This window comes from Rahnella contaminans (genome assembly GCF_011065485.1).
Lineage (GTDB): Bacteria > Pseudomonadota > Gammaproteobacteria > Enterobacterales > Enterobacteriaceae > Rahnella > Rahnella contaminans.
The window spans coordinates 1643796-1669230 of record NZ_JAADJS010000001.1 but is presented as its reverse complement, the minus strand read 5'-3'; the positions used below and the strand labels follow the sequence as shown (position 1 = coordinate 1669230).

The 25435-nt window shown below is 52.8% G+C and carries 21 protein-coding genes; 18 read left to right on the top strand and 3 right to left on the bottom strand.

Annotation, left to right across the window (positions count from 1 at the left end):
• Positions 1 to 125: 125 nt before the first annotated feature.
• Complete coding sequence (gene ackA / locus GW579_RS07305; RefSeq protein ID WP_152324375.1) at positions 126 to 1328, bottom strand: acetate kinase; 1203 nt, start codon at positions 1326 to 1328, stop codon at positions 126 to 128.
• A gap of 519 nt (positions 1329 to 1847) precedes the next feature.
• Between ackA and yfbV the strand changes: the two genes are divergently transcribed.
• The 4 genes from yfbV to GW579_RS07285 all read left to right on the top strand — a co-directional run bounded on the left by yfbV (position 1848) and on the right by GW579_RS07285 (position 5633).
• Complete coding sequence (gene yfbV / locus GW579_RS07300) at positions 1848 to 2303, top strand: terminus macrodomain insulation protein YfbV (RefSeq protein WP_165058301.1); 456 nt, start codon at positions 1848 to 1850, stop codon at positions 2301 to 2303.
• A gap of 178 nt (positions 2304 to 2481) precedes the next feature.
• A complete protein-coding gene (locus tag GW579_RS07295; protein WP_165058299.1) occupies positions 2482 to 2976 on the top strand; it encodes a YfbU family protein in 495 nt (164 codons plus the stop codon).
• Positions 2977 to 3003: 27 nt separating this feature from the next.
• Entirely contained in the window at positions 3004 to 3657 is a 654-nt protein-coding gene (locus tag GW579_RS07290) for a sugar phosphatase (protein WP_165058298.1), read from the top strand.
• A gap of 143 nt (positions 3658 to 3800) precedes the next feature.
• Positions 3801 to 5633 (top strand): SLC13 family permease, encoded by a 1833-nt coding sequence (locus GW579_RS07285; protein ID WP_152324372.1) that lies wholly within the window; start codon positions 3801 to 3803, stop codon positions 5631 to 5633.
• Positions 5634 to 5647: 14 nt separating this feature from the next.
• On the opposite strand, the gene yfbR is transcribed toward GW579_RS07285, so the two are convergent.
• Together yfbR and GW579_RS07275 are read right to left on the bottom strand one after the other, a co-directional pair.
• Positions 5648 to 6247 carry a 5'-deoxynucleotidase gene (gene yfbR, locus GW579_RS07280; RefSeq protein WP_152324371.1) on the bottom strand — a complete coding sequence of 200 codons (600 nt, stop codon included), beginning with the start codon at positions 6245 to 6247 and terminating at the stop codon, positions 5648 to 5650.
• A 114-nt stretch (positions 6248 to 6361) separates the two neighbouring features.
• Entirely contained in the window at positions 6362 to 7576 is a 1215-nt protein-coding gene (locus tag GW579_RS07275) for a pyridoxal phosphate-dependent aminotransferase (protein WP_165058296.1), read from the bottom strand.
• Between the two features lie 986 nt (positions 7577 to 8562).
• Here GW579_RS07275 and lrhA point away from each other — a divergent pair.
• From lrhA to nuoN, 14 genes are all read left to right on the top strand, one after another.
• Positions 8563 to 9507, top strand: a complete 945-nt coding sequence (gene lrhA, locus GW579_RS07270) for a transcriptional regulator LrhA (protein WP_152324369.1) — start codon at positions 8563 to 8565, stop codon at positions 9505 to 9507.
• A 702-nt stretch (positions 9508 to 10209) separates the two neighbouring features.
• Positions 10210 to 10653 (top strand): NADH-quinone oxidoreductase subunit A, encoded by a 444-nt coding sequence (locus GW579_RS07265; protein ID WP_104921271.1) that lies wholly within the window; start codon positions 10210 to 10212, stop codon positions 10651 to 10653.
• Between the two features lie 22 nt (positions 10654 to 10675).
• Positions 10676 to 11350, top strand: coding sequence for a NuoB/complex I 20 kDa subunit family protein (locus GW579_RS07260; protein ID WP_101076105.1), 675 nt, complete (start codon positions 10676 to 10678; stop codon positions 11348 to 11350).
• An 81-nt stretch (positions 11351 to 11431) separates the two neighbouring features.
• Positions 11432 to 13231, top strand: a complete 1800-nt coding sequence (nuoC, locus tag GW579_RS07255) for an NADH-quinone oxidoreductase subunit C/D (RefSeq protein ID WP_152324368.1) — start codon at positions 11432 to 11434, stop codon at positions 13229 to 13231.
• A gap of 2 nt (positions 13232 to 13233) precedes the next feature.
• Positions 13234 to 13770: an NADH-quinone oxidoreductase subunit NuoE gene (gene nuoE, locus GW579_RS07250; RefSeq protein WP_226790007.1), complete on the top strand. Its 537-nt coding sequence runs from the start codon at positions 13234 to 13236 to the stop codon at positions 13768 to 13770.
• A complete protein-coding gene (nuoF, locus tag GW579_RS07245) occupies positions 13767 to 15128 on the top strand; it encodes an NADH-quinone oxidoreductase subunit NuoF (protein WP_152324367.1) in 1362 nt (453 codons plus the stop codon). Before nuoE ends, nuoF begins: the two co-directional genes overlap by 4 nt.
• 141 nt (positions 15129 to 15269) lie before the next feature.
• On the top strand, positions 15270 to 17996 hold the full coding sequence (gene nuoG / locus GW579_RS07240; protein ID WP_165058294.1) for an NADH-quinone oxidoreductase subunit NuoG: 2727 nt from the start codon (positions 15270 to 15272) through the stop codon (positions 17994 to 17996).
• Positions 17993 to 18970 carry an NADH-quinone oxidoreductase subunit NuoH gene (gene nuoH, locus GW579_RS07235; RefSeq protein ID WP_013574595.1) on the top strand — a complete coding sequence of 326 codons (978 nt, stop codon included), beginning with the start codon at positions 17993 to 17995 and terminating at the stop codon, positions 18968 to 18970. The genes nuoG and nuoH overlap by 4 nt, the downstream gene beginning before the upstream one ends.
• A gap of 14 nt (positions 18971 to 18984) precedes the next feature.
• Positions 18985 to 19527 carry an NADH-quinone oxidoreductase subunit NuoI gene (gene nuoI / locus GW579_RS07230; protein ID WP_112289933.1) on the top strand — a complete coding sequence of 181 codons (543 nt, stop codon included), beginning with the start codon at positions 18985 to 18987 and terminating at the stop codon, positions 19525 to 19527.
• A 12-nt stretch (positions 19528 to 19539) separates the two neighbouring features.
• The gene (gene nuoJ, locus GW579_RS07225; RefSeq protein ID WP_165058292.1) at positions 19540 to 20100 is read left to right on the top strand and encodes an NADH-quinone oxidoreductase subunit J; all 561 of its coding nucleotides are present in this window, start codon (positions 19540 to 19542) and stop codon (positions 20098 to 20100) included.
• Positions 20097 to 20399, top strand: a complete 303-nt coding sequence (nuoK, locus tag GW579_RS07220; protein WP_004936014.1) for an NADH-quinone oxidoreductase subunit NuoK — start codon at positions 20097 to 20099, stop codon at positions 20397 to 20399. The genes nuoJ and nuoK overlap by 4 nt, the downstream gene beginning before the upstream one ends.
• Positions 20396 to 22243 carry an NADH-quinone oxidoreductase subunit L gene (gene nuoL, locus GW579_RS07215; protein WP_165058290.1) on the top strand — a complete coding sequence of 616 codons (1848 nt, stop codon included), beginning with the start codon at positions 20396 to 20398 and terminating at the stop codon, positions 22241 to 22243. The genes nuoK and nuoL overlap by 4 nt, the downstream gene beginning before the upstream one ends.
• A gap of 97 nt (positions 22244 to 22340) precedes the next feature.
• On the top strand, positions 22341 to 23870 hold the full coding sequence (gene nuoM, locus GW579_RS07210) for an NADH-quinone oxidoreductase subunit M (protein ID WP_152324363.1): 1530 nt from the start codon (positions 22341 to 22343) through the stop codon (positions 23868 to 23870).
• 6 nt (positions 23871 to 23876) lie between these two features.
• On the top strand, positions 23877 to 25337 hold the full coding sequence (gene nuoN, locus GW579_RS07205; protein WP_165058288.1) for an NADH-quinone oxidoreductase subunit NuoN: 1461 nt from the start codon (positions 23877 to 23879) through the stop codon (positions 25335 to 25337).
• The last annotated feature ends 98 nt before the right edge of the window (positions 25338 to 25435 follow it).

The window sequence follows — 25435 nt, the reverse complement described above, 5'->3', positions numbered from 1 at the left end:
CAGAGGGGATAATGATCAGCATAAGCGCGACGATTATCCTGCGCGGTGCGTCCAAACGGGCGGCGTTTGCCTTTGATGATAATAGAAAAATGACTGCCAGCTTTCGCTGGCAGTTTAGGGTCGTTTTATGCGGTCAGGCGCGCGGCGTCTTGTGCAATGACCAGCTCTTCATTGGTTGGAATAACCAGCGCGGTACGGGTGCCCTCTTTGTTGATAGCACCGGATTTGCCAAAACGTGCAGCCAGGTTACGCTCGTGGTCAACTTCAAAGCCCAGCAGAGCCAGTTTGTCCAGAGACAGTTCGCGGACCATTGCCGCGTTTTCGCCGATACCACCAGTGAACACGACAGCGTCCAGACGGCCTTCCATCAGTGAAGTATATGCACCGATGTATTTCGCCAGACGGTGGCAGAACACGTCCATTGCACGTTTAGCATCAGCTTTGGTGGCGTAGTTGTCTTCAACATAACGGCAGTCGCTGGTGACTTCAGTCAGGCCCAGCAGGCCGGATTCTTTGGTCAGCATTTTGTTGATTTGATCAACGCTCATGCCCAGAGAATCATGCAGGTGGAAGATGATTGCCGGGTCGATGTCACCGCTGCGGGTACCCATGACCAGACCTTCCAGCGGGGTCAGACCCATAGAAGTATCAACGCATTTACCGTTACGGATTGCGCTGACAGAACCGCCGTTACCCAGGTGGCAAGTGATCAGGTTCACTTCTTCCACTGGTTTGTTCAGCATTTTCGCGGCTTCCTGAGTCACATAGAAGTGGCTGGTGCCGTGTGCGCCGTAACGACGGATGTGGTGATCTTTATACAGGCTGTACGGCAGCGCGTAGAGGTAAGATTCTTCAGGCATGGTCTGATGGAACGCGGTGTCGAAGACAGCAACGTTTTTGTCAGCCAGTTTAGGGAAAGATTTCAGTGCTTCATCAATACCGATCAGGTGGGCCGGGTTATGCAGCGGTGCAAACGGGATAGATTCTTTGATACCCTCGATTACAGCGTCGTTGATCAGCATGGATTTAGTCAGCTTCTCGCCGCCATGAACGATGCGGTGGCCGATTGCTACCAGCTCAGCAGACAGTTCAGGTTTTTTGCTCAGAATATTGTTAACGATGAATTTCAGCGCTTCGCTGTGTGCGGCACCCGCACCTAAAGCGGCTTCTTCTTTGCCACCGTCCATTTTCCATTTAATGCGTGCTTCTGGCAGATGGAAACATTCGGCTAAACCTGAAATGTGTTCTTCACCGTTTGCAGCATCAATGATGGCAAACTTAAGGGAAGAACTACCACAGTTAAGAACCAGTACAAGCTTACTCGACATGGAAGTACCTATTTATTGTTGGTGCTGTTTAAAAAAAACAATACACATGGTTAATAAATCGTCAGTCTGACATCAAGCGTAGCGCATAATGGCGGCGACAATTATGATTAACATCATGCCAGAGAGCCATAACAGGCATGACGATGAAAAAGCTGAAGAATCGTTGGGAGCAGATTTTTTAATCTCCCGGATAACGGAGAAACGTCCGTCCTGCAGACGAAAACGTTTCTGTTATGCCTCTTCAGAATGTTGCTAATAAGTAAAAACACTAACAAAAAATACAATAACTAATTACAAAACCACCCGACGCAAGGCACTATGCTTAATGTAGGGAGAAAACATTGCAATTTCGCGTTTCCGCCCCAACTTTATATTAACCTTGTCGGCTGAGAGGTATGCAAGGCTGCGATAGAATACCGACAGGTGCCAGCAAAAACAAAATATATTTTATCGTGGTAAACTCCAGTTTGTGTTTTACAAATATTTTTTAAATTTTATGCGTGAAGTTGAGGTGCATCTATGACGAGTAAGCCAACAGGCTCCGTAGGCTGGTTCCAGATTTTCCAGCGCGGGCAGCACTACATGAAGACATGGCCGTCAGATAAGCGTCTGGCTCCGGTATTCCCTGAGAACCGGATTTCCAGTGCCACCCGATTTGCCGTACGCGTTATGCCCGCCGTGGCCGTTTTCACGCTGAGCTGGCAAATTGCCATGGGCGGACAACTGGGCCCGGCCGTGGCGACCGCTATTTTTGCCTGCAGCCTGCCGATGCAAGGGTTGTGGTGGCTTGGCCGTCGTTCCCTGACGCCGTTGCCGCCGACGCTGATGAGCTGGTTCCACGATGTGCGCAATAAACTCGTCGAAGCCGGGCAGGCATTAGCCCCGATTGAAGGCACGCCGACATATCAGTCGCTGGCCGATGTCCTGAAGCGGGCTTTCAAGCAGCTTGATAAAACCTTTTTAGACGATCTGTAATTCTGCCCGTCCCGTCATTAACATCGTTTTACGCCGCATTTTGACCGGAGGAACGTCTCCTCCGGTGATTATTTCAGATGAGATCCAGACCCAAATCAAAGAATGGTGTGCTTGCGATTTCGCAGAACTTTGCGCTATGCCATGCTTTGCTCATTATGCAGACATGAGGATTTTCACGATGGAAATGACGAACGCTCAACGCCTGATTTTGTCGAATCAATATAAAATGATGACCATGCTGGACCCTGATAACGCGGAGCGTTATCGCCGGTTACAAACGGTGATCGAACGTGGTTTTGGTTTGCAAATGCGCGAGCTGGACAGGGACTTTGGCGAATTGCCGGAAGAAACCTGCCGCACCGTAATTAACATTATGGAGATGCATCATGCGATGCAGGTTTCATGGACCAATCTGAAAGACACCCAGGATTTGGATCGCCGCCGTATTGATTTCCTCGGTTTTGATGCTGCAACAGAATCCCGCTATTTAAGCTATGTCCGCTTTATGGTGAACACCGAAGGACGTTACACTGATTTTGATGCGGGGACGCACGGCTTTAACGCACAGACCAAAATGTGGGATAAATACCAGCGCATGCTGGCCGTCTGGCAATCTTGTCCTCGTCAGTATCATTTGAGCGCCGTCGAGATAGCGCAAATCATAAATGCCTAAATTGAGATAACTAAAGAGGAATTGCCTGTGGAGTGCAAAGGTTTCTTGTTCGACCTTGATGGAACGTTAGTGGATTCACTGCCCGCCGTAGAACGCTCATGGATTAACTGGGCACTCAGCTGGGGGGCCAACCCGCAGGAGGTTCTGGCCTTTATTCATGGCAAACAGGCAATCACTTCTTTACGTCATTTCATGGCAGGCGCAAGCGAAGAAAAGATTCAGGAAGAGTTCGATAAACTGGAAAAGATCGAAGCCACTGATACTGAAGGGGTTACGGCGCTGCCGGGCGCTCATCTTATTCTGAGTGAACTCAGCCGTATGAATATTCCGTGGGCGATTGTGACCTCGGGTTCCATGCCGGTGGCCAGTGCGCGTCATAAAGCCGCGAATTTGCCTGAGCCGGAAGTGTTCATCACGGCAGAACAGGTTAAACACGGTAAGCCTAAGCCAGATGCTTATCTGCTGGGTGCAGAACATCTGGGCCTGGCGCCGGAAGATTGTGTCGTGGTGGAAGATGCCGCGGCGGGCGTAATGGCCGGTCTTGCTGCCGGTTGTAAAGTGATTGCGGTTAACGCGCCGTCTGACACTCCGGGAATCGAAGACGTAGATTTCGACCTTTCCTCGCTGAAAGATTTACTGCTTAATCCTTCCGATAACGGCGTGACCGTCAGTCTGCGATAAGCGCATAAAAAGTACAATTAACGCCTTTTAATTGATATAAACCCCGCAGCCACGGGGTTTTTTTATGCCATCCTGAACCCCGTTATTCTTCAAATAACCTCATTGAGCTTATTTCTGCCATCTCAACGCAAAAGGAGTTTGTTTTGACCGGTGAATTAATCTGGGTAGTGATACTGCTGGTGATCGCCATGGTGCTGTTCGCGCGCAATACGCTGCGGATGGATATCGTGGCGTTACTCGTCATCATTGCTTTCGTGCTGAGCGGAACGCTGACCATCAATGAAGCGCTGGCCGGATTCAGCGACCCGAACGTGATTCTGATTGCGGCGCTTTTTGTTGTCGGGCACGGGCTGGTCAGGACCGGCGTGGCTTATCAGGTGGGCGACTGGCTGATGAAAGTCGCGGGTAACAGCGAAACCCGTATGCTGGTTTTACTGATGCTGACCGTCGCCGGGCTGGGCGCGTTCATGAGTTCGACCGGCGTAGTCGCGATTTTCATTCCCGTTGTTATCAGTGTCTCTGCCCGCATGAAAACCTCTCCCGCCCGCCTGATGATGCCACTGAGTTTTGCGGGGCTTATCAGCGGCATGATGACACTGGTCGCGACCCCGCCCAATATGGTGGTTAACAGCGAGTTACTGCGTGAAGGATTTGATGGTTTTGGTTTCTTCGGCGTGACACCGGTGGGGCTGGTCGTGCTGGTAATGGGCGTAGGATATATGCTGCTTGCCCGCCGCTGGCTGTCTTCCGATGACGCCTTACAGGATAAACAGCGCTGGAAGCGTCGTACTTTTCGTGATCTTATCCGCGATTACCATCTGACCGGTCGTGCGCGGCGGATGACGGTACGTCCCGGATCTCCGCTGGTCGGCCGTACGCTGGACGACGTGCATCTGCGTTCCCGCTATGGCGCAAACGTGGTGGGGATTGAACGCTGGCGCAAATTTCGTCGTGTGATGGTCAGTGCAACCGGGAGCACCGAGCTGTGTGCCCGCGATGTGCTGCTGCTGGATATGGCTGATCCTGACGTTTCTGTCCGCCAGTTTTGTACCGATGAAATGCTTGAGCCGATGGTTTTACGCGGTGAGTATTTTTCCGAGCAGTCACGGGATGTCGGAATGGCTGAAGTGTCTCTGATCCCCGACTCCGAGTTGCTGGGTAAAACGCTGCGCGACGTGGCTTTCCGCTCAACTTACGGTCTGAACGTGGTCGGTATTCGCCGGCAGGGCGAAGCGCTCGACGGCAAACTTGTTGATGAGGTTTTACAACTGGGCGATATGTTGCTGGTGATTGGCGACTGGAAACTCATCCGCCAGCTACAACAGCAAATGCATGATTTCATTGTGCTGAATCTGCCCGCAGAAGTGGATGAAGTCGCGCCTGCACTCAGCCAGGCACCCCATGCGCTGTTTTGCCTGGCGCTGATGGTCGCGTTAATGCTTACCGACGACGTGCCGAATGCCATCGCGGCCATTATTGCCTGCATGCTGATGGGCAAGTTCCGCTGCATCACGATGGAAGGCGCATATAAAGCCATTCACTGGCCGAGTCTGCTGCTGATCGTCGGGATGATGCCTTTCGCGCTGGCGCTGCAAAAAACCGGCGGGGTGGCGCTGATTGTGAAAGGCCTGATGGAAGTGAGCGGGGGATACGGTCCGTACATGATGCTGCTGAGTTTGTTTGTGCTCTGCGCCGGTATCGGGTTATTTATTTCCAATACTGCAACGGCCGTTCTGATGGCGCCGATCGCCATTGCGGCGGCGCATCAGATGGGTGTTTCGCCTTACCCGTTTACCATGATTATCGCGATTGCGGCCTCAGCGGCGTTTATGACGCCGGTTTCATCACCGGTGAATACGCTGGTGATGGTGCCCGGTAACTACAAGTTCGGCGATTTCATCCGTATCGGCGTGCCTTTTACGCTGCTGGTGATGGTCGTCAGCATTTTTCTGGTGCCGGTACTTTTCCCGTTCTGACGCGCGGGAGGCGATCAGAGCGGAGAATCGAGGCTGATTTCATCCAGTGACAGACTGAAGCTCGGGATAAAGACTTCCATGAAGTAGTCCATTTCCGGGCTTTTTCTGTCGGCCAGCGTCTTCTCCAGACGCGCTTTTGCCAGCGTAAACTCGTTATTCCCCGCAGACAATTCTTCCAGGCATTTCAGGTATGCGCACAAGGCATCGGCCTGTTTTACTGTCAGTTTTTCATCTTCCGTATAGTAATGCTCGTCAATCAGCGGACGGAAATCCTCCTGCAGTTCTTTCGGCAGCATTTCGATCAGTTTTTGCTGAGCAATTTTCTCGATCTTTTTGTATTCATGAGCAATTTGCGGATTGTAATACTTAATTGGTGTGGGCATATCGCCGGTCAGTACTTCACTGGCGTCATGATACATCGCCAGAAGGGCAACGCGTTCGGCGCTCAGATTGCCGTTAAATTTGCGGTTTTTAATCACGGCTAAAGCATGAGCCACAAAGGCGACCTGGAGGCTGTGTTCGGACACATTCTCGGTGCGGACGTTGCGCATCAGCGGCCAGCGGCTGATCAGTTTAAGACGGGAAAGGTGGGCGAAAAAATGGCTCTGACTCATAGCACTCTCAATAACAACGGTGAATGAGAGTCCATTGTGAGCAGTGCGAAACCGTTATGCAAATGCGGAAATGCGCAGAAAGAAAAAAGGGCGCAGATGTCTGCGCCCTGATCATTACTGACGGTAAGTTTCGAGGAAACGACCGAACTTGTTCACTGCCATTTCCAGTTCGTCTACGCGCGGAAGCGTCACGATTCGAACGTGGTCCGGATAAGGCCAGTTAAAGGCGGAACCCTGAACCAGCAGGACTTTTTGCTGTAACAGCAAATCGAGCACCATTTTCTGGTCATCCTGAATATTGAAACGCTTGGCATCAATTCGCGGGAACATATACAGCGCGCCTTTCGGCTTCACGCAGGACACACCCGGGATCTGATTAATCAGTTCCCACGCGCGGTCACGCTGTTCGACCAGGCGCCCGCCCGGCTGAATGAATTCGCTGATACTCTGGTAACCGCCCAGCGCCGTCTGAATGGCGTGCTGCATCGGAACGTTGGCACACAAACGCATCGAGGCCAGCATTTCCAGACCTTCTATATAGCCTTTGGCGTGCTTTTTCGGGCCGTTCAGTACCATCCAGCCCTGACGGAAACCGGCAACGCGGTAAGTTTTTGACAGACCATTGAAGGTTACGGTCAGAAGATCCGGCGCCAGCGACGCAATGGAAATGTGCTGAGCGTCGTCGTACAGGATCTTGTCGTAGATTTCATCGGCAAAAATGATCAGATTGTGTTCACGCGCAATCTCGACGATCTGCATCAGCAATTCCTTGCTGTACACCGCGCCGGTCGGGTTGTTCGGGTTGATGATCACAATGCCACGGGTACGCGGCGTGATTTTGTCACGAATATCGGCGATATCCGGGAACCAGTCAGCGCCCTCATCACACAGGTAATGCACCGCGTTACCGCCAGACAGGGAAACTGCGGCGGTCCACAACGGATAATCGGGCGCAGGCACCAGCATTTCATCGCCCGTGTTCAGCAATGCCTGCATTGACTGAACGATCAGCTCAGAAACACCGTTACCGATGTAAATGTCTTCAACCGTGATGTCGCGCATATCGCGCGCCTGATAGTGCTGCATGATCGCTTTACGTGCAGAAAACAGGCCTTTTGAATCACAGTAGCCCTGTGAAGTCGGCAAATTGCGGATTACGTCGATCAGGATTTCATCAGGCGCGTCGAAACCGAACGGGGCAGGGTTGCCGATGTTCAGTTTGAGGACTTTGTTGCCTTCTTCTTCAAGACGTTTAGCTTCTTTGAGCACCGGGCCGCGAATGTCATAGCAGACGTTGTCCAGTTTGTGGGATTTTTCAATCGGGGACATGTAAATAGGAGCCTTTTGCAGTAAAGCCTGTTCTTCCCTGGCGCCAGGCGACCGTAGAACAGTGCGAAGGGGTCAATTTACTCCCCCGAAGCGGGTGTGAGAAGGGCTGTGCACCGTTTTGGTGAAAAACAGCAGTAATGCGACCGGAGGTGGTTCTTTCCCATGGCTTGCATGACGGTGGATGGTTTTTAATTCTTATAATTGGTGTTTGTGTAATTTTTTATTTTGCAATAGCTGATTCTATAACCGGTAATTCCACTGTTTTTGCTGCACTACGATCTTCGTTCCGGCTTAGCGGCTGTGTTCTTTTTGGGCAGAACATCATGAAAACTTACCAAAGCTCGACAAATTCTGAAAAAAAATCGGGTGCGGATGATTAACAAGGAAAAATGTCTGATGAGAATTAGTTTTATTTATCTAATGATTAATAGTAAATGCTGGATGAATGATCATGTCGGGGCAATATCTGAAACCTATTCTTTTTTGAATAAGTGAATGCTTTACTGGCATATATATAATAAAAATCGCTATAAACAAAATTTGATAAAACAAGAAAAGTCTTAATGATCATTTAACTAATGACCAGTGGCATTAAATGGTTATTCGTTTGAGCCGATGAATTTAATAGGTTATATTTCCATATCTTACTTTTATTCGTTAATTTAACTTATGTTTTTTCTCCAGATGATTTAACGATTGTCAGGGTTTTGTCAGCAGCAGGCCGGTATGTAGGTATGTGGAAGGGTTTCACGGGACGGACTATATTAATTAAGACGCTCTAATCATTCCTGCTTTGTGCGGAATTACTGTGCGTGCTTTAAAAGGTTCGATGCTCACAAAGTGGAAAACTTTCGTGCACAAATATTTCTCAATTTCACTTATCAAATGAGTGAGTATCTGCCATATCTGGTATTCTGCTTTTTGCGGGTACTTTGACGCACCATCAGGGTAGCTTGTTATTAGATTCTATAAAGTGAAGAAAAACTATGACAATAGCAAATCGTCCAATCCTCAATCTCGACCTTGACCTGTTGAGGACATTTGTCGCTGTTGCCGATTTAAATACGTTCGCTGCGGCAGCTGCTGCCGTGTGTCGTACTCAGTCGGCGGTCAGCCAACAGATGCAACGTCTAGAACAACTCGTTGGAAAAGAACTGTTTGCCAGACATGGACGCAATAAATTATTAACTGAACATGGTATTCAGTTATTGGGGTACGCACGGAAAATTCTTCGTTTTAACGACGAAGCGTGCACCTCTTTGATGTACAGCAACGTCCAGGGCGGGATAACGATTGGTGCGTCAGACGATACGGCTGACACCATCTTACCTTTCCTGCTCAGCCGCGTGACTTCGGTATATCCAAAGTTGTCTATTGATGTTCGCGTGAAACGCAGCCCGTTTATGTTGTCGATGCTGGAAAGTGAGGAAGTCGATTTGGCCATCACGACGATGACCAACACCGATCATCCGCATATCGTCCTGCGGACTTCGCCAACATTATGGTATTGCTCGGCTGATTTTGCCTATCCGTCAGGAGACAGTGTGCCGCTGGTGGTGCTGGATGAACCCAGCCCGTATCGCATGATGGCGATAGAGCATCTCAACCAGGCGGGGATCCCGTGGCGCATTGCGTATGTGGCATCAACATTGTCTGCCATTCGTGCTGCGGTTCGTGCCGGTTTGGGCGTGACTGCGCGGCCGATTGAAATGATGAGCCCGGAACTGCGTGTTTTGGGTGAGCAGGATGGTCTGCCACGCTTGCCGGACACTCAGTACGTGCTGTACAAAAATGCCCGTTGCGAAAATGAACTGGCGATGGCGATTTTCAACGCTGTTGAGCAAGGGAATGATCCTTATTCTCTCAGTGCCTATGGTCCGCGTCCGGTTGTGGATGACGATCATGAGTTCCTGGCAGACTCTCAAAGTTAAAAATAAACCCGGCTTTACCTTCCGCCTCCGATCAGCGGGGCGGGGGTAAAGGTTTCTACCTCTTTAGAGGTGCAAAAGTTGTATTTTTAGCGGTTTAATTTAATAACTCCACTCAAACCTGACTTTTTCTGCATTAACCCCGTTTCTTTCCCGCTACGACTGTCATTCCCGTTGACTATCACTTCACTAAACGACGCAAAATCCTGAACTTTTTTAGGTTAAAAGAATGCATCAAATTTCTCCGTAATTCGCTTGTCATTTTTTGAAAATCAATAAAACTTGTTAAATGTGTGGCCATTTCTGTCTCAAAATTGACAGAACTCTGACATGGATCAAAAAAATACCCCTATTAAGAGAGTGGAAGAGCCGACTATTCCTGCGACAATAGGAAAGCCCGAAAGATGTAATAACTCCCATCCCAGGCCCATGCTTTATCACGGTATTTAACTGACACGATTTAGCTTAAGTTCCGTCGCATGATATGTTAATTAAATGCTAAGCATGTAAACTAATGTGGAGATACTTTTGTCAAAGTTGACAAAAGGTTATAGAAAAGGGTAAAAAGCCCACAACAAATCACTGGCTTAATGCCTTGTTGAGCCGTGAACTGTGTGGTTATTAATCCTTCCCTTGAATCGATGTGGTACGCAAACTGCCGGCCCTAAGAGCAGATGCCAAAGTGCCACTTTTGATGAGTAAGCAATGAGTATGTCAACAGCCACTGAAGTCATCGCTCAACATTGGGCGTTCGCCGTTTTTCTTATCGTTGCCGTTGGGCTGTGCTGCCTGATGTTACTGGGCGCCGCGTTCCTTGGCGGGAGAGCCAGAGCACGCTACAAAAACACGCCTTTTGAATCAGGTATCGCCTCGGTGGGCACTGCCCGTCTGCGCCTTTCCGCAAAGTTCTATCTGGTTGCAATGTTTTTCGTCATTTTCGACGTTGAAGCCCTGTATCTCTATGCATGGTCAACGTCAATCCGCGAAAGCGGCTGGACGGGATTCGTTGAAGCCACCATTTTCATTTTGGTACTGCTGGCCGGTTTGTTCTATCTGGTGCGAATTGGCGCACTCGACTGGACCCCAACACGTTCGAAAGGACCTGTTAAACCGAGCCCGGCAATTAATACCAACAATCACCCTCAGTAAGCAGTCATAGCGAGGCATTAAGATGGACTATACGCTCACCCGCATAGACCCGGACGGTGAGAACGACCGTTACCCCCTGCAAAACCAGGAGGTCGTCGGCGATCCTCTTCAGGAGCAGGTTAAGCGCAGCGTTTTCATGGGGAATCTCCAGGAATCATTGCACGGCATGGTGAACTGGGGACGCAAAAACTCCCTCTGGCCCTACAACTTCGGCCTTTCCTGCTGCTACGTCGAAATGGTGACGTCATTCACTGCGGTGCATGACGTTGCGCGTTTTGGGGCAGAAGTTCTGCGTGCATCACCCCGTCAGGCTGACTTCATGGTGGTTGCAGGTACCTGCTTCACCAAAATGGCCCCGGTTATTCAGCGCCTGTACGACCAGATGCTGGAACCAAAATGGGTGATTTCGATGGGCGCCTGTGCGAATTCCGGCGGCATGTACGATATTTACTCTGTTGTGCAGGGCGTGGATAAATTCCTGCCTGTCGACGTGTATATCCCGGGTTGCCCGCCGCGTCCGGAAGCGTATATGCAGGCATTACTGCTGCTGCAGGAGTCTATCGGTAAAGAACGTCGCCCATTGTCATGGGTTGTCGGCGATCAGGGTGTTTACCGCGCGAATATGCAGTCTGAAAAAGAGCGTAAACGTGCTGAGCGTATTGCCGTGACAAATCTGCGTTCGCCGGACGAGATTTAACACTGCGGTCTGAGAGTCAACCCTGAGGGGTGAGGTGTCCCCCTTATGGCATAAATGACCATTTAGTGTGGTGAAAAAAATATGACAGATTTGACGACGCAAGATTCCGCCCTGCCAGCATGGCATACCCGTGATCATCTCGATGATCCGGTTATTGGCGAATTGCGTAACCGTTTTGGGCCAGAGGCCTTTACTGTTCAGGCGACCCGCACCGGAATTCCCGTGGTGTGGTTCAAACGCGAACAGGTACTGGAAGCGATTACCTTTTTACGAAAACAGCCAAAACCTTATGTCATGCTTTTCGATTTGCATGGCTTTGATGAGCGTTTACGTACTCACCGCGACGGTTTACCGGCTGCGGATTTTTCCGTTTTCTACCACCTGATCTCGGTCGAGCGTAACCGCGACATCATGATCAAGGTGGCGTTGTCAGAAAACGATCTCCATGTTCCGACCGTTACCAAGGTGTTCCCGAACGCCAACTGGTACGAGCGCGAAACCTGGGAAATGTTCGGTATTACCTTTGATGGCCACCCGCATCTGACGCGCATCATGATGCCGCAGACCTGGGAAGGTCACCCGCTGCGTAAAGATTATCCGGCGCGCGCCACTGAGTTCGACCCTTATGAGCTGACTAAGCAAAAAGAAGAACTCGAGATGGAATCGCTGACCTTCAAGCCGGAGGACTGGGGCATGAAGCGCGGTACCGACAACGAGGACTTCATGTTCCTCAACCTCGGGCCAAACCATCCGTCCGCGCACGGTGCGTTCCGTATCGTATTGCAGCTTGATGGCGAAGAAATTGTCGACTGCGTTCCGGACGTCGGTTACCACCACCGTGGTGCTGAAAAAATGGGCGAACGTCAGTCCTGGCACAGCTACATCCCGTATACCGACCGTATCGAATATCTTGGCGGTTGTGTTAACGAAATGCCTTACGTGCTGGCAGTTGAAAAACTGGCCGGTATCGTAACGCCGGATCGCGTTAACACCATCCGCGTGATGCTGTCTGAACTGTTCCGTATCAACAGCCATCTGCTGTACATCTCTACGTTTATTCAGGACGTGGGCGCGATGACGCCGGTGTTCTTTGCCTTTACCGATCGTCAGAAAATCTACGATCTGGTGGAAGCGATCACCGGTTTCCGTATGCACCCGGCCTGGTTCCGAATTGGTGGCGTTGCACATGACCTGCCGAAAGGCTGGGATCGCCTGCTGCGTGAGTTCCTTGACTGGATGCCAGCGCGTCTGGATTCCTACGTCAAAGCGGCGCTAAAAAACACCATTCTGATTGGCCGTTCCAAAGGCGTGGCTGCGTATAATGCAGATGACGCTCTGGCCTGGGGCACCACCGGTGCTGGCCTGCGCGCAACGGGTATCCCGTTCGACGTGCGTAAATGGCGTCCCTATTCTGGCTATGAAAACTTTGACTTTGAAGTTCCGACAGGTGATGGCGTCAGTGACTGCTATTCCCGCGTCATGCTCAAAGTAGAAGAACTGCGTCAGAGCCTGCGCATTCTGGAACAGTGCTACAAAAACATGCCGGAAGGCCCGTTCAAGGCGGATCACCCGCTGACCACGCCGCCACCGAAAGAGCGCACGCTGCAACACATCGAAACCCTGATCACCCACTTCCTGCAAGTGTCGTGGGGGCCGGTCATGCCTGCGCAAGAATCTTTCCAGATGGTTGAAGCAACCAAAGGGATCAACAGCTACTACCTGACCAGTGACGGCAGCACCATGAGCTACCGCACCCGTGTCCGTACGCCAAGCTTCCCGCATTTGCAGCAGATCCCGTCCGTAATCCGTGGCAGCCTGGTATCCGACCTGATCGTGTATCTGGGCAGTATCGATTTTGTAATGTCAGATGTGGACCGCTAACGATGACAGATATCAATAAAGACTCAGAAGTTCAGTACATCAACGTCAGCGAGCCCGTCGCGCCGCCGGTGTTTGTGCTGAGCGACGCTGAACGTGAAGCGATTGAGCACGAAAAACATCACTACGAAGATGCCCGCGCGGCCTCTATCGAAGCGCTGAAGATCGTGCAAAAGGCGCGTGGCTGGGTGCCAGATGGCGCTATCTACGCGATCTCCGATGTTCTGGGCATTCCTGCCAGCGACGTCGAAGGTGTGGCGACATTCTACAGCCAGATCTTCCGTCAGCCGGTAGGGCGTCATGTGATCCGTTACTGTGACAGCGTGGTGTGCCACATCACCGGTTATCAGGGGATCCAGGCTGCTCTGGAACAACAGTTGCACATCAAGCCGGGCGAAACGACCGAAGACGGACGCTTTACCCTGCTGCCGACCTGCTGCCTCGGTAACTGTGACAAAGGCCCGTCAATGATGATTGACGAGGACACGCACAGCCACCTGACGCCGGAAGCGATCGGCTCGCTACTGGAGCGCTACGCATGACCTACATTCCAAGACATATCGAACGCACACCGGAGATGCATCCGCTGACCTGGCGTATGCGTGAGGATAAACAGCCTGTCTGGTTCGACGAATACCGCAGCAAAAACGGTTACGTCGGTGCAGAAAAAGCCCTCAAAGGCATGGCTCAGGAAGAAATCGTCAATCTGGTTAAAGACGCGGGCCTGAAAGGGCGCGGCGGCGCAGGTTTCTCCACCGGTCTGAAGTGGAGTCTGATGCCGAAAGACGAAAGCATGAACATCCGCTATCTGCTGTGTAACGCCGATGAGATGGAGCCGGGTACGTATAAAGACCGCATGCTGATGGAGCAAATGCCGCACCTGCTGGTGGAAGGCATGTTGATCTCGGCATTCGCGCTGAAATCTTACCGTGGTTATATCTTCCTGCGCGGCGAATACATTGAAGCGGCTGTTAACTTACGTCGTGCGATTGCCGAAGCTACCGAAGCGGGCCTGCTGGGTAAAAACATCCTCGGCACCGGTTTTGATTTTGAACTGATTGTTCACACCGGCGCAGGGCGTTACATCTGCGGTGAAGAAACTGCGCTGATTAACTCGCTGGAAGGCCGTCGTGCTAACCCGCGTTCCAAGCCACCGTTCCCGGCATCTGCCGGAGCATGGGGTAAACCGACCTGCGTTAATAACGTCGAAACCCTGTGCAACGTGCCAGCGATCCTTGAGCACGGCGTGGACTGGTACAAAGGTATGTCTGCGGGCAAAAGTGAAGATGCCGGCACCAAACTGATGGGTTTCTCCGGCCGGGTTAAAAATCCGGGCGTCTGGGAGCTGCCGTTTGGGACTACCGCACGTGAAATTCTTGAAGACTATGCCGGTGGCATGCGCGATGGTCTGAAATTCAAAGCCTGGCAGCCGGGCGGGGCAGGGACTGACTTCCTGACCGCCGATCATCTGGACCTGCCGATGGACTTTGCCAGCATTGGTAAAGCCGGCAGCCGTCTGGGGACTGCGCTGGCGATGGCAGTGGATCACGAAATCGGCATGGTTCCGCTGGTACGCAACCTGGAAGAGTTCTTCGCCCGCGAATCTTGTGGCTGGTGTACACCGTGCCGCGATGGCCTGCCGTGGAGTGTGAAAATTCTTCGTGCGCTGGAACGGGGTGAAGGTCAGCCGGGGGATATCGAAACTCTCCTGCAACTTTGCCGCCAGCTTGGCCCGGGCAAAACCTTCTGCGCACACGCGCCGGGTGCCGTGGAGCCATTGCAGAGTGCGATTAAATATTTCCGGGAAGAATTTGAGGCGGGTATCGCCAAACAGCATTACAACAACGCACATGCGATTGCGGGCATTCAGCCAAACAATCTGCTGAAAGAGCGCTGGTAGTGAAGGCAACAGGCAGCGGACGTGAGCCCGCTGTGCGCGAATTTCCGGAACAAGGGACGCGCTGTCGAATGATATACGCCAACCCGGCAAGAATTTTTGATTAACGCCCGCTCAGGCGGGCCACGTGGAAGCATGCTGACTATGGCTACGATTCATGTAGACGGCAAAGAATACGACGTAGACGGAGCGGACAACCTGTTACAGGCTTGCCTCTCTCTCGGCCTCGATATTCCTTATTTTTGCTGGCATCCGGCGCTGGGAAGCGTCGGCGCTTGCCGCCAATGTGCGGTTAAGCAATACCAAAATGCGGAAGACACGCGCGGTCGTCTGGTGATGTCATGTATGACACCAGCGTCTGATGGCACCTTCATTTCCATCGACGACTCTGAAGCGAAAGAATTCCGTGAAAGCGTCGTGGAATGGCTGATGACCAACCACCCGCACGATTGTCCGGTGTGTGAGGAAGGTGGTAACTGTCACCTGCAGGATATGACAGTGATGACCGGCCACAGTATGCGCCGTTACCGCTTCACCAAGCGTACCCATAACAACCAGGATCTCGGTCCGTTCATCTCGCATGAAATGAACCGCTGTATCGCCTGTTATCGCTGTGTCCGTTACTACAAGGATTACGCGGACGGCACTGATCTGGGCGTTTATGGCGCACACGACAACGTCTATTTCGGCCGCCCGGAAGATGGCCCGCTGGAAAGCGAGTTCTCCGGTAACCTGGTAGAAGTGTGTCCGACCGGCGTATTCACCGATAAAACGCACTCCGAACGCTATAACCGTAAATGGGACATGCAGTTTGCACCAAGCATCTGTCAGCAATGTTCTGTTGGCTGCAATACCAGCCCGGGTGAGCGTTACGGCGAACTGCGTCGTATCGAAAACCGTTATAACGGTACCGTAAACCACTACTTCCTGTGTGACCGTGGTCGTTTCGGTTATGGCTACGTGAACCTGAAAGATCGTCCGAAGAAACCTTTGCAGCTGCGTGGTAACGACTGGATCGAACTTAACGCCGAACAGGCGATGCAGGGCGCGGCAGATATTATCCGTCAGGCGAAGAAAACCATCGGTATCGGTTCTCCGCGTGCCAGCCTGGAAAGCAACTTTGCGTTGCGTGAACTGGTCGGTGCTGAAAACTTTTATACCGGAATTAACGCGGCAGAGCAGGGGCGTCTGCAACTGATGCTGAACATTCTGCGCAACAGCGGCGTTCACACGCCAGCGCTGCGTGAAATCGAAGAATATGATGCGGTTCTGGTGCTGGGCGAAGATTTAACCCAGACCGGTGCGCGTATCGCACTGTCTGTGCGTCAGGCTGTTAAAGGTAAAGCCCGCGCGATGGCTGCGGCTCAGCGCGTTGCCGACTGGCAAATCGCCGCTGTTCAGAACATCGGTCAGCACGCCAAACACCCGCTGTTTATGACCAACGTAGACAACACCAAACTCGACGATATCGCGGCCTACAATTACCGTGCACCGGTCGATGAGCAGGCGCGTTTCGGCTTTGCTATCGCTCATGCACTGGATAATTCTGCGCCAGCGGTCACCGATCTGGCTGATGGCCTGAGCAAGAAAATCGACGTGATCGTGCAGGCGCTGACCGGTGCCCGCAAGCCATTGATCATCACCGGTTCTAACGCCGGCTCTGACGCCATTATCGAAGCAGCGGCCAATATCGCCAAAGCGCTGAAAATTGCGGGCAGTGATGTCGGCATTACGTTCGTGGCTTCTGCGGCTAACAGCATCGGTCTTTCGATGATTGGTGGTGGCACACTCGATGAAGCACTTGAGTTGCTGACCCGTGGCGAAGCAGACAGCGCGATTGTGATGGAAAATGACCTTTACCGTCAGGCGCCTGAGGCGAAAGTCGATGCAGCATTAGCTAATGTGCAGAACCTGCTGGTCGTTGACCATCAGCGTACCCGCATCATGGATAAAGCCAGCCTGATCCTGCCTGCGGCGAGTTTTGCCGAAAGCGACGGTACGCTGGTAAATCAGGAAGGTCGCGCACAGCGCTTCTTCCAGGTTTATGACCCGGCTTACTACGACACAACGGTTGCCATGCTCGAAAGCTGGCGCTGGATGCACTCGCTGCATTCCACTATCAACAGCCGTCATGTTGACTGGACTCAGCTTGATCACGTGATTGAAGCCTGTGTTGAAGCTCTGCCACAGCTGAAAGGCATGGTAGAAGCAGCGCCAAACGCCAGCTTCCGTATTCGTGGTCAGAAGCTGGCGCGTTCTCCGGCACGTTCAAGTGGTCGTACCGCTATGCGCGCGAACATCAGCGTTCATGAACCGCGTCAGCCACAAGATAAAGACACCATGTTTGCCTTCTCGATGGAAGGGAACAACAGCCCGACAGCCAACCGCAACCAGGTGCCATTCGCCTGGGCGCCGGGCTGGAACTCACCGCAAGCCTGGAACAAATTCCAGAGTGAAGTGGGCGGCAGTCTGCGCCACGGTGATCCGGGTGTGCGTCTGATTGAAGCCGGTGAGGGAACACTCGATTACTTCACCACGATCCCGGCGGCCTTTACTGCGCAGAGCGATAACTGGCGTGTAGCGCCTTATTATCACCTGTTCGGCAGTGAAGAAATGACACAGCGCTCGAAAGTTATCCAGCAACGTATGCCACAAGCGTATGTGATGGTTAACCCTGCAGATGCTGCGCAGTTAGGGGTGAATGCAGGTTCTCAGGTGGAATTCACCTGTGCCGGTCAGACCCTCAGATTGCCCGTTCGTCTGAGTGAAACATTGAGTCAGGGCCAGGTTGGCCTGCCGCTGGGCTTGCCGGGCATTCCTCCGGTGCTGGTTGGCGCAACGGTTGAAAATCTGCGGGAGGCAGCACAATGAGCTGGTTTACACCTGTAGTCATCGATTCGTTGATCGCCATTCTGAAGGCGGTGGTGATCCTGCTGGTTGTTGTGACCTGCGGGGCCTTCATGAGCTTCGGCGAGCGCCGTTTGCTGGGCCTGTTCCAGAACCGATACGGACCAAACCGTGTCGGCTGGGGCGGTTCCCTGCAACTGGTCGCTGACATGATCAAAATGTTCTTCAAGGAAGACTGGGTACCTAAATTCACCGACAAAGCCATCTTTACGCTGGCACCGATGATTGCGTTTACATCCCTGTTGATCTCCTTTGCGATTGTTCCGGTCAGCCCGACCTGGTTCGCCGCAGACCTGAACATCGGTATTTTGTTCTTCCTGATGATGGCCGGTCTGACCGTCTATGCGGTGTTGTTTGCTGGCTGGTCCAGTAACAACAAATACTCGCTGCTGGGGGCGATGCGTGCATCCGCTCAGACGCTGAGCTACGAAGTGTTCCTCGGCTTATCGCTGATGGGCGTCGTGGCGCAGGCGGGTTCTTTCAATCTGCAAGACATCGTCAATTCTCAGGCACATGTGTGGAACATCATCCCGCAGTTCTTTGGCTTCGTGACCTTTGCGATTGCCGGTGTGGCTGTGTGTCACCGCCACCCGTTTGACCAGCCGGAAGCCGAGCAGGAACTGGCCGACGGTTACCACATTGAATATTCCGGTATGAAATTCGGTCTGTTCTTTGTCGGGGAATACATCGGTATCGTGACTGTCTCTGCGCTGATCGTCACCTTGTTCTTCGGTGGCTGGCAGGGGCCGTTCCTGCCGCCGTTTATCTGGTTTGCGCTGAAAACCGCTTTCTTCATGGTGATGTTCATTTTGATCCGTGCTGCTTTGCCGCGTCCCCGCTACGACCAGGTGATGTCATTTGGCTGGAAAGTTTGCCTGCCACTGACCTTGCTTAATCTGCTGGCGACCGCTGCGGTCATCTTGTACAACGCGCAATAAGGGGTAATGAAACCATGACATTGAAAGACATAGTGGTCGGGTTCGGTACCCAGGTTCGCAGCTTGTGGATGATAGGCATGCACGCCTTCGCCAAGCGCGAAACCCAGATGTACCCTGAAGTTCCGGTCAATCCGCCTCCGCGCTACCGTGGCCGTATCGTGCTGACGCGCGACCCGGACGGCGAAGAGCGCTGCGTTGCCTGTAACCTGTGTGCAGTAGCCTGTCCGGTAGGCTGTATTTCTCTGCAAAAAGCAGAAATGAAAGATGGCCGCTGGTATCCGGAGTTCTTCCGCATCAACTTCTCACGCTGCATTTTCTGCGGTTTGTGTGAAGAAGCCTGCCCGACAACAGCGATTCAGCTGACGCCGGACTTCGAGCTGGGCGAATTCAAACGCCAGGATCTGGTGTACGAAAAAGAAGATCTGTTGATTTCTGGGCCGGGTAAATATCCGGAATACAATTTCTACCGGATGGCCGGTATGGCGATTGACGGCAAGTCGAAAGGCGAAGCTGAAAACGAAGCCAAACCGATCAACGTCAAAGGTCTGTTGCCTTAAGGAGCCGCAAGCATGGAATTTGCATTTTATATTGCAGCCCTGGTGGCCGTGTTGGCGACATTGCGTGTTATCACGCACACCAACCCGGTGCATGCACTGCTGTATCTGATCGTCTCTTTACTGGCGATTGCTGCGGTCTTCTTCTCGCTCGGCGCGTACTTCGCCGGTGCACTGGAGATCATCGTTTACGCGGGCGCCATTATGGTGCTCTTCGTCTTCGTCGTGATGATGCTCAACCTCGGCAATGTCGAAGAACAGGAACGTGCCTGGCTCAAACCTGCCACCTGGATCGGGCCTTCAGTTTTGTCAGTCATCCTGCTGGTGGTGATGATCCTGTCTATTCTCGGTGTGCATGACCATGGCATCAAAGGCGACATGATTGACGCGAAAGCGGTGGGTATCGCGCTGTTCGGGCCTTACGTTCTGGCGGTTGAGCTGGCGTCAATGTTGCTGCTGGCCGGTCTGGTCGTGGCATTCCATGTTGGTCGTGAACACAAACCGGGTGAAGTCTTCGGTGACGCACCGGCCACGACCGAAATGGCTACAAAAAGAAAACCGGAGGAGAGAGCATGATCCCTCTACAACATGGTCTTATTCTGGCCGCGATCCTCTTTGTTTTGGGGCTTACCGGGCTGCTGGTTCGTCGTAATCTGTTGTTTATGCTAATCAGTCTTGAAGTGATGATTAACGCGGCAGCGCTGGCGTTTATTGTGGCGGGAAGCTACTGGGGTCAGGCAGACGGGCAGGTGATGTACATTCTGGCCATCAGCCTGGCTGCGGCGGAGGCCAGTATTGGTCTGGCGTTGCTGTTGCAACTGTATCGCCGTCGCCACACTCTCAATATTGATACTGTCAGTGAGATGCGCGGATGAACTTACTCTATTTAACTATTCTGTTCCCGCTGATTGGCTTCCTGTTACTGGCCTTTTCTCGCGGTCGCTGGTCTGAAAATACCTCCGCTACCATTGGCGTGGGTTCCATTGGTCTGACAGCACTTACCACCGTTTATGTGGGCATCAACTTCTTCAGCCAGAAAGCGGCGGGCGTTGAAGTCTTCAACCAGCATCTGTGGAACTGGATGCAGGTGGGTGACTTCAATATTCCAGTCACACTGACGCTCGACGGTTTGTCTATGACCATGCTGTCTGTGGTAACCGGCGTCGGTTTCTTCATCCACATGTTCGCTTCCTGGTACATGCGCGGTGAAGAAGGCTACTCACGCTTCTTTGCGTACACCAACCTGTTTATCGCCAGCATGGTGGTTCTGGTACTGGCTGACAACTTGCTGCTGATGTACCTCGGCTGGGAAGGCGTGGGTCTGTGCAGCTACCTGCTGATCGGTTTCTACTACACCCATCCGGCCAACGGTGCGGCGGCGATGAAAGCCTTTATCGTGACCCGTGTTGGTGACGTATTCCTGGCTTTCGCGTTGTTCATTCTTTACCGCGAACTGGGTACGCTGAACTTCCGCGAACTGATGATCCTGGCACCGCAAAAACTGGCAGTGGGCGACACGGCAATCACCTGGGCAACCCTGATGTTACTGGGTGGCGCCGTGGGTAAATCCGCGCAGCTTCCTTTGCAGACCTGGCTGGCAGATGCGATGGCTGGTCCGACGCCGGTTTCTGCGCTGATCCACGCCGCGACCATGGTAACCGCCGGTGTTTATCTGATTGCACGTACTCATGGCCTGTTCCTGATGGCGCCGGAGATCCTGCATCTGGTGGGCATTATTGGTGCGGTAACGCTGGTTCTGGCAGGTTTTGCTGCGCTGGTACAGACCGACATCAAACGCGTTCTTGCGTACTCGACCATGAGCCAGATTGGTTACATGTTCCTGGCGCTGGGCGTTCAGGCGTGGGATGCCGCTATCTTCCACCTGATGACGCACGCATTCTTCAAAGCACTGTTGTTCCTTTCTTCCGGTTCGGTCATTTTGGCCTGCCACCACGAACAGAACATTTTCAAAATGGGTGGATTACGTAAATCCATTCCTCTTGTCTATCTCTGCTTCCTGGTCGGTGGTGCGGCGCTGTCGGCCTTGCCAATCATCACTGCGGGCTTCTTCAGTAAAGATGAAATCCTCGCGGGTGCGCTGGCTAACGGACACCTGAATCTGATGGTTGCCGGTCTGGTCGGTGCGTTTATGACCTCGCTGTACACCTTCCGCATGATCTTCATCGTGTTCCATGGCGAAGAGAAAATCAAAGCGCATGCGGGTAAAGGCATCACTCACCACCTGCCGCTGCTGGTGTTACTGGTTCTGTCCACCTTCATTGGCGCGATGATTGTTCCGCCACTGAAAGGCGTACTGCCGGATACCACTGAGCTGGCGCATGGCAGCGTGCTGACGCTGGAAATCACATCAGGCGTGATTGCAATTGCTGGCATTCTGCTGGCGGCGGCCCTGTATCTGGGTAAACGCTCGCTGGTCAACAGCATTGCGAAAAGCGCACCGGGTCGTTTCTTCACGACCTGGTGGTTCCATGCCTGGGGCTTCGACTGGCTGTACGACATGATTTTCGTGAAACCTTATCTGCTGGTCGCGAAACTCCTGCAACGTGATCCGCTGAACTCGATGATGAATCTGCCTGCGCTGTTTGCCCGTCTGGGTAACCGTGGTCTGACTCTGAGCGAAAACGGTCAGGTACGTTGGTACGTCGCGTCAATGGGGCTCGGTGCGGTCGTCGTTCTGGCGCTGCTGCTGGTGATTTAAGCCTGCATTACGGGTGTAGTTATCAATGCCGGTCTGTTGGTGTAACTGACCGGCAAGTGAAATAGCCTTCGGGCATAAAAGAAGGGAACGACACGCCATGCTATTACCTTGGCTAATATTTATCCCCTTTATCGGCGGGCTGCTGTGCTGGCAGACTGAGCGCTTTGGGAGCAAAGTACCGCGCTGGATCGCGTTGATTGCGATGGGGCTGACGCTGGCTCTTTCCGTGCAATTGTGGTTGCAGGGAGGATATTCATTAACGACGCCTGCGGGTATTCCACAGTGGCAATCCGAATTTTCGGTGCCGTGGATCCCTCGTTTTGGCATCAGCTTCCATCTGGCGCTGGACGGTTTGTCCCTGCTGATGGTGGTTCTGACCGGTCTGCTGGGTGTCCTGGCGATCCTCTGTTCGTGGCGTGAAATCCAGAAGTATCAGGGCTTCTTCCACCTGAACTTACTGTGGATCCTCGGCGGCGTAATCGGCGTGTTCCTCGCCATCGACATGTTCCTGTTCTTCTTCTTCTGGGAAATGATGCTGGTGCCGATGTACTTCCTGATTGCCTTGTGGGGACACAAAGCGTCAGACGGTAAAACGCGTATCAGCGCAGCAACCAAATTCTTCATCTATACGCAGTCCAGCGGTCTGGTGATGTTGATTGCCATACTCGGTCTGGTGTTTGTGCATTACAACGCCACCGGTGTATGGACGTTCAATTACGCTGACCTGCTGAAAACGCCAATGTCGCACGGTGTTGAATACCTGCTGATGCTCGGTTTCTTCATCGCGTTCGCGGTGAAAATGCCGGTTGTGCCATTGCACGGCTGGTTGCCCGATGCACACAGTCAGGCACCGACCGCCGGTTCCGTCGACTTAGCCGGTATTTTGCTGAAAACCGCAGCCTACGGGATGTTGCGTTTCTGTCTGCCGCTGTTCCCGGAAGCGTCACACCAGTTTGCCCCGATTGCCATGTGGCTGGGTGTGATTGGTATCTTCTACGGCGCGTGGATGGCGTTCTGTCAGACCGACATTAAACGTCTGATTGCATACACCTCAGTTTCGCATATGGGCTTCGTACTGATTGCTATCTACACCGGCAGCCAGCTGGCATACCAGGGCGCAGTGATTCAGATGATTGCACACGGCCTGTCCGCAGCCGGTATGTTCATCATCTGTGGTCAGCTTTACGAACGTCTGCATACCCGTGATATGCGCCAGATGGGCGGATTGTGGGGCCGGATTAAATACCTGCCAGCGTTGTCGCTGTTCTTCGCCGTCGCCACCTTGGGGATGCCGGGTACCGGTAACTTCGTCGGTGAATTCCAGATCCTGTTCGGCAGCTACCCGGTTGTGCCGGTGATCACTGTCATCTCAACATTTGGTCTGGTGTTCGCTTCGGTTTACTCACTGGTGATGATGCAGCGCGCTTACTATGGCAAAGCAAAATCTGACGAACCGCTGCCGGGCATGACCTCACGCGAACTGTCGATCATCTTGTTGCTGGTAGTATTGCTGGTGGCGCTGGGCTTCTACCCGCAGCCAATTCTGGATACTTCAAGCGCCGCGATGAGCAACATTCAGCACTGGTTCGGGTCTTCAGTTTCCACTATTTCAACGACAAGGCCGTAATTCGCCATGACATTTACACTTCAAAATCTGATCGCACTATTACCGCTGATGATCGTCGGATTGACGGTGGTGGTGGTGATGCTGTCCATTGCGTGGCGACGCGACCATTTTCTTAATGCCACTCTGACAGTCATCGGGCTGAACGTTGCCTTACTTTCCCTTTACTACGTCGGGCAGGTCGGGCCGCAGGACGTCACACCGTTGCTGCGCGTTGACGGCTACTCGATGTTCTACATCGGGCTGGTGCTGCTGGCGAGTCTGGCCACCAGTACGTTTGCTTACCCGTGGCTGGCCGGTTATCCGGACAACCGTGAAGAGTTCTACCTGTTAGTTCTCATCGCGGCCATGGGCGGCATTCTGCTGGCATGTTCAAACCATCTGGCGTCAATGTTCCTCGGGATCGAACTGATTTCCCTGCCATTGTTCGGCCTGATTGGTTACGCCTACCGCCAGAAACGTTCGCTGGAAGCCGCTATCAAATACATGCTGCTGTCGGCTGCTGCGTCTTCTTTCCTGCTGTTCGGTATGGCACTGCTGTACGCACAGTCCGGTGATTTGTCCTTCGCATCTCTGGGCAAAAATCTGGGTGACGGCGTGATGCTGCATCAGCCGGTGCTGATGGCCGGTCTGGGCATGATGATTGTCGGTCTGGGGTTCAAACTGTCGCTGGTTCCGTTCCACCTGTGGACGCCAGACGTTTATCAGGGCGCACCTGCACCGGTTTCGACTTTCCTGGCAACCGCCAGCAAAATCGCAATCTTCGCGGTAGTGATGCGTTTGTTCCTCTACGCGCCGGTGGCTGACAGCGAATCGATCCGGATTGTGCTGAGCATTATTGCGTTCTGCTCAATTCTGGTCGGTAACCTGATGGCAATCAGCCAGAGCAATATCAAACGTCTGCTCGGTTACTCTTCCATCGCTCACCTTGGTTATCTGCTGGTGGCGCTGATTGCGGTACAAACGCATCAGTTGTCGATGGAAACTGTCGGCGTTTACCTGGCCGGTTATCTGTTCAGCAGCCTCGGTGCTTTCGGTGTGGTCAGCCTGATGTCCAGCCCGTACAAAGGTCCGGACGCGGAATCGCTGTTCTCCTACCGTGGTCTGTTCTGGCATAAGCCAATTCTGTCTGCGGTAATGACCGTGATGATGCTGTCACTCGCCGGCATTCCGATGACGCTGGGCTTTATCGGTAAGTTCTACGTGATTGCGACCGGTGTGACCGCGCATCTGTGGTGGCTGACCGGTGCTGTGGTTGTCGGTTCTGCGATTGGTCTTTACTACTATCTGCGCGTAACGGTGAGCCTGTATCTGAGCGCGCCTGAAACGCTGGTTCGTGATACGCCTAATAACTGGGCGCTCACGGCAGGCGGGGTGGTTGTACTGATTTCCGCGATTCTCGTGCTGCTGCTGGGTATCTTCCCGCAACCGCTGATCTCGCTGGTGCAGATGGCGCAACCGCTGCTCTGATAAAGCCTGTACACGCAGTCCTGAAAGCTGACATAGCCGCTCTCATGAGCGGCTTTTTTAATCGTATCGATGCATTTTTGTGATATCAATCACATTTA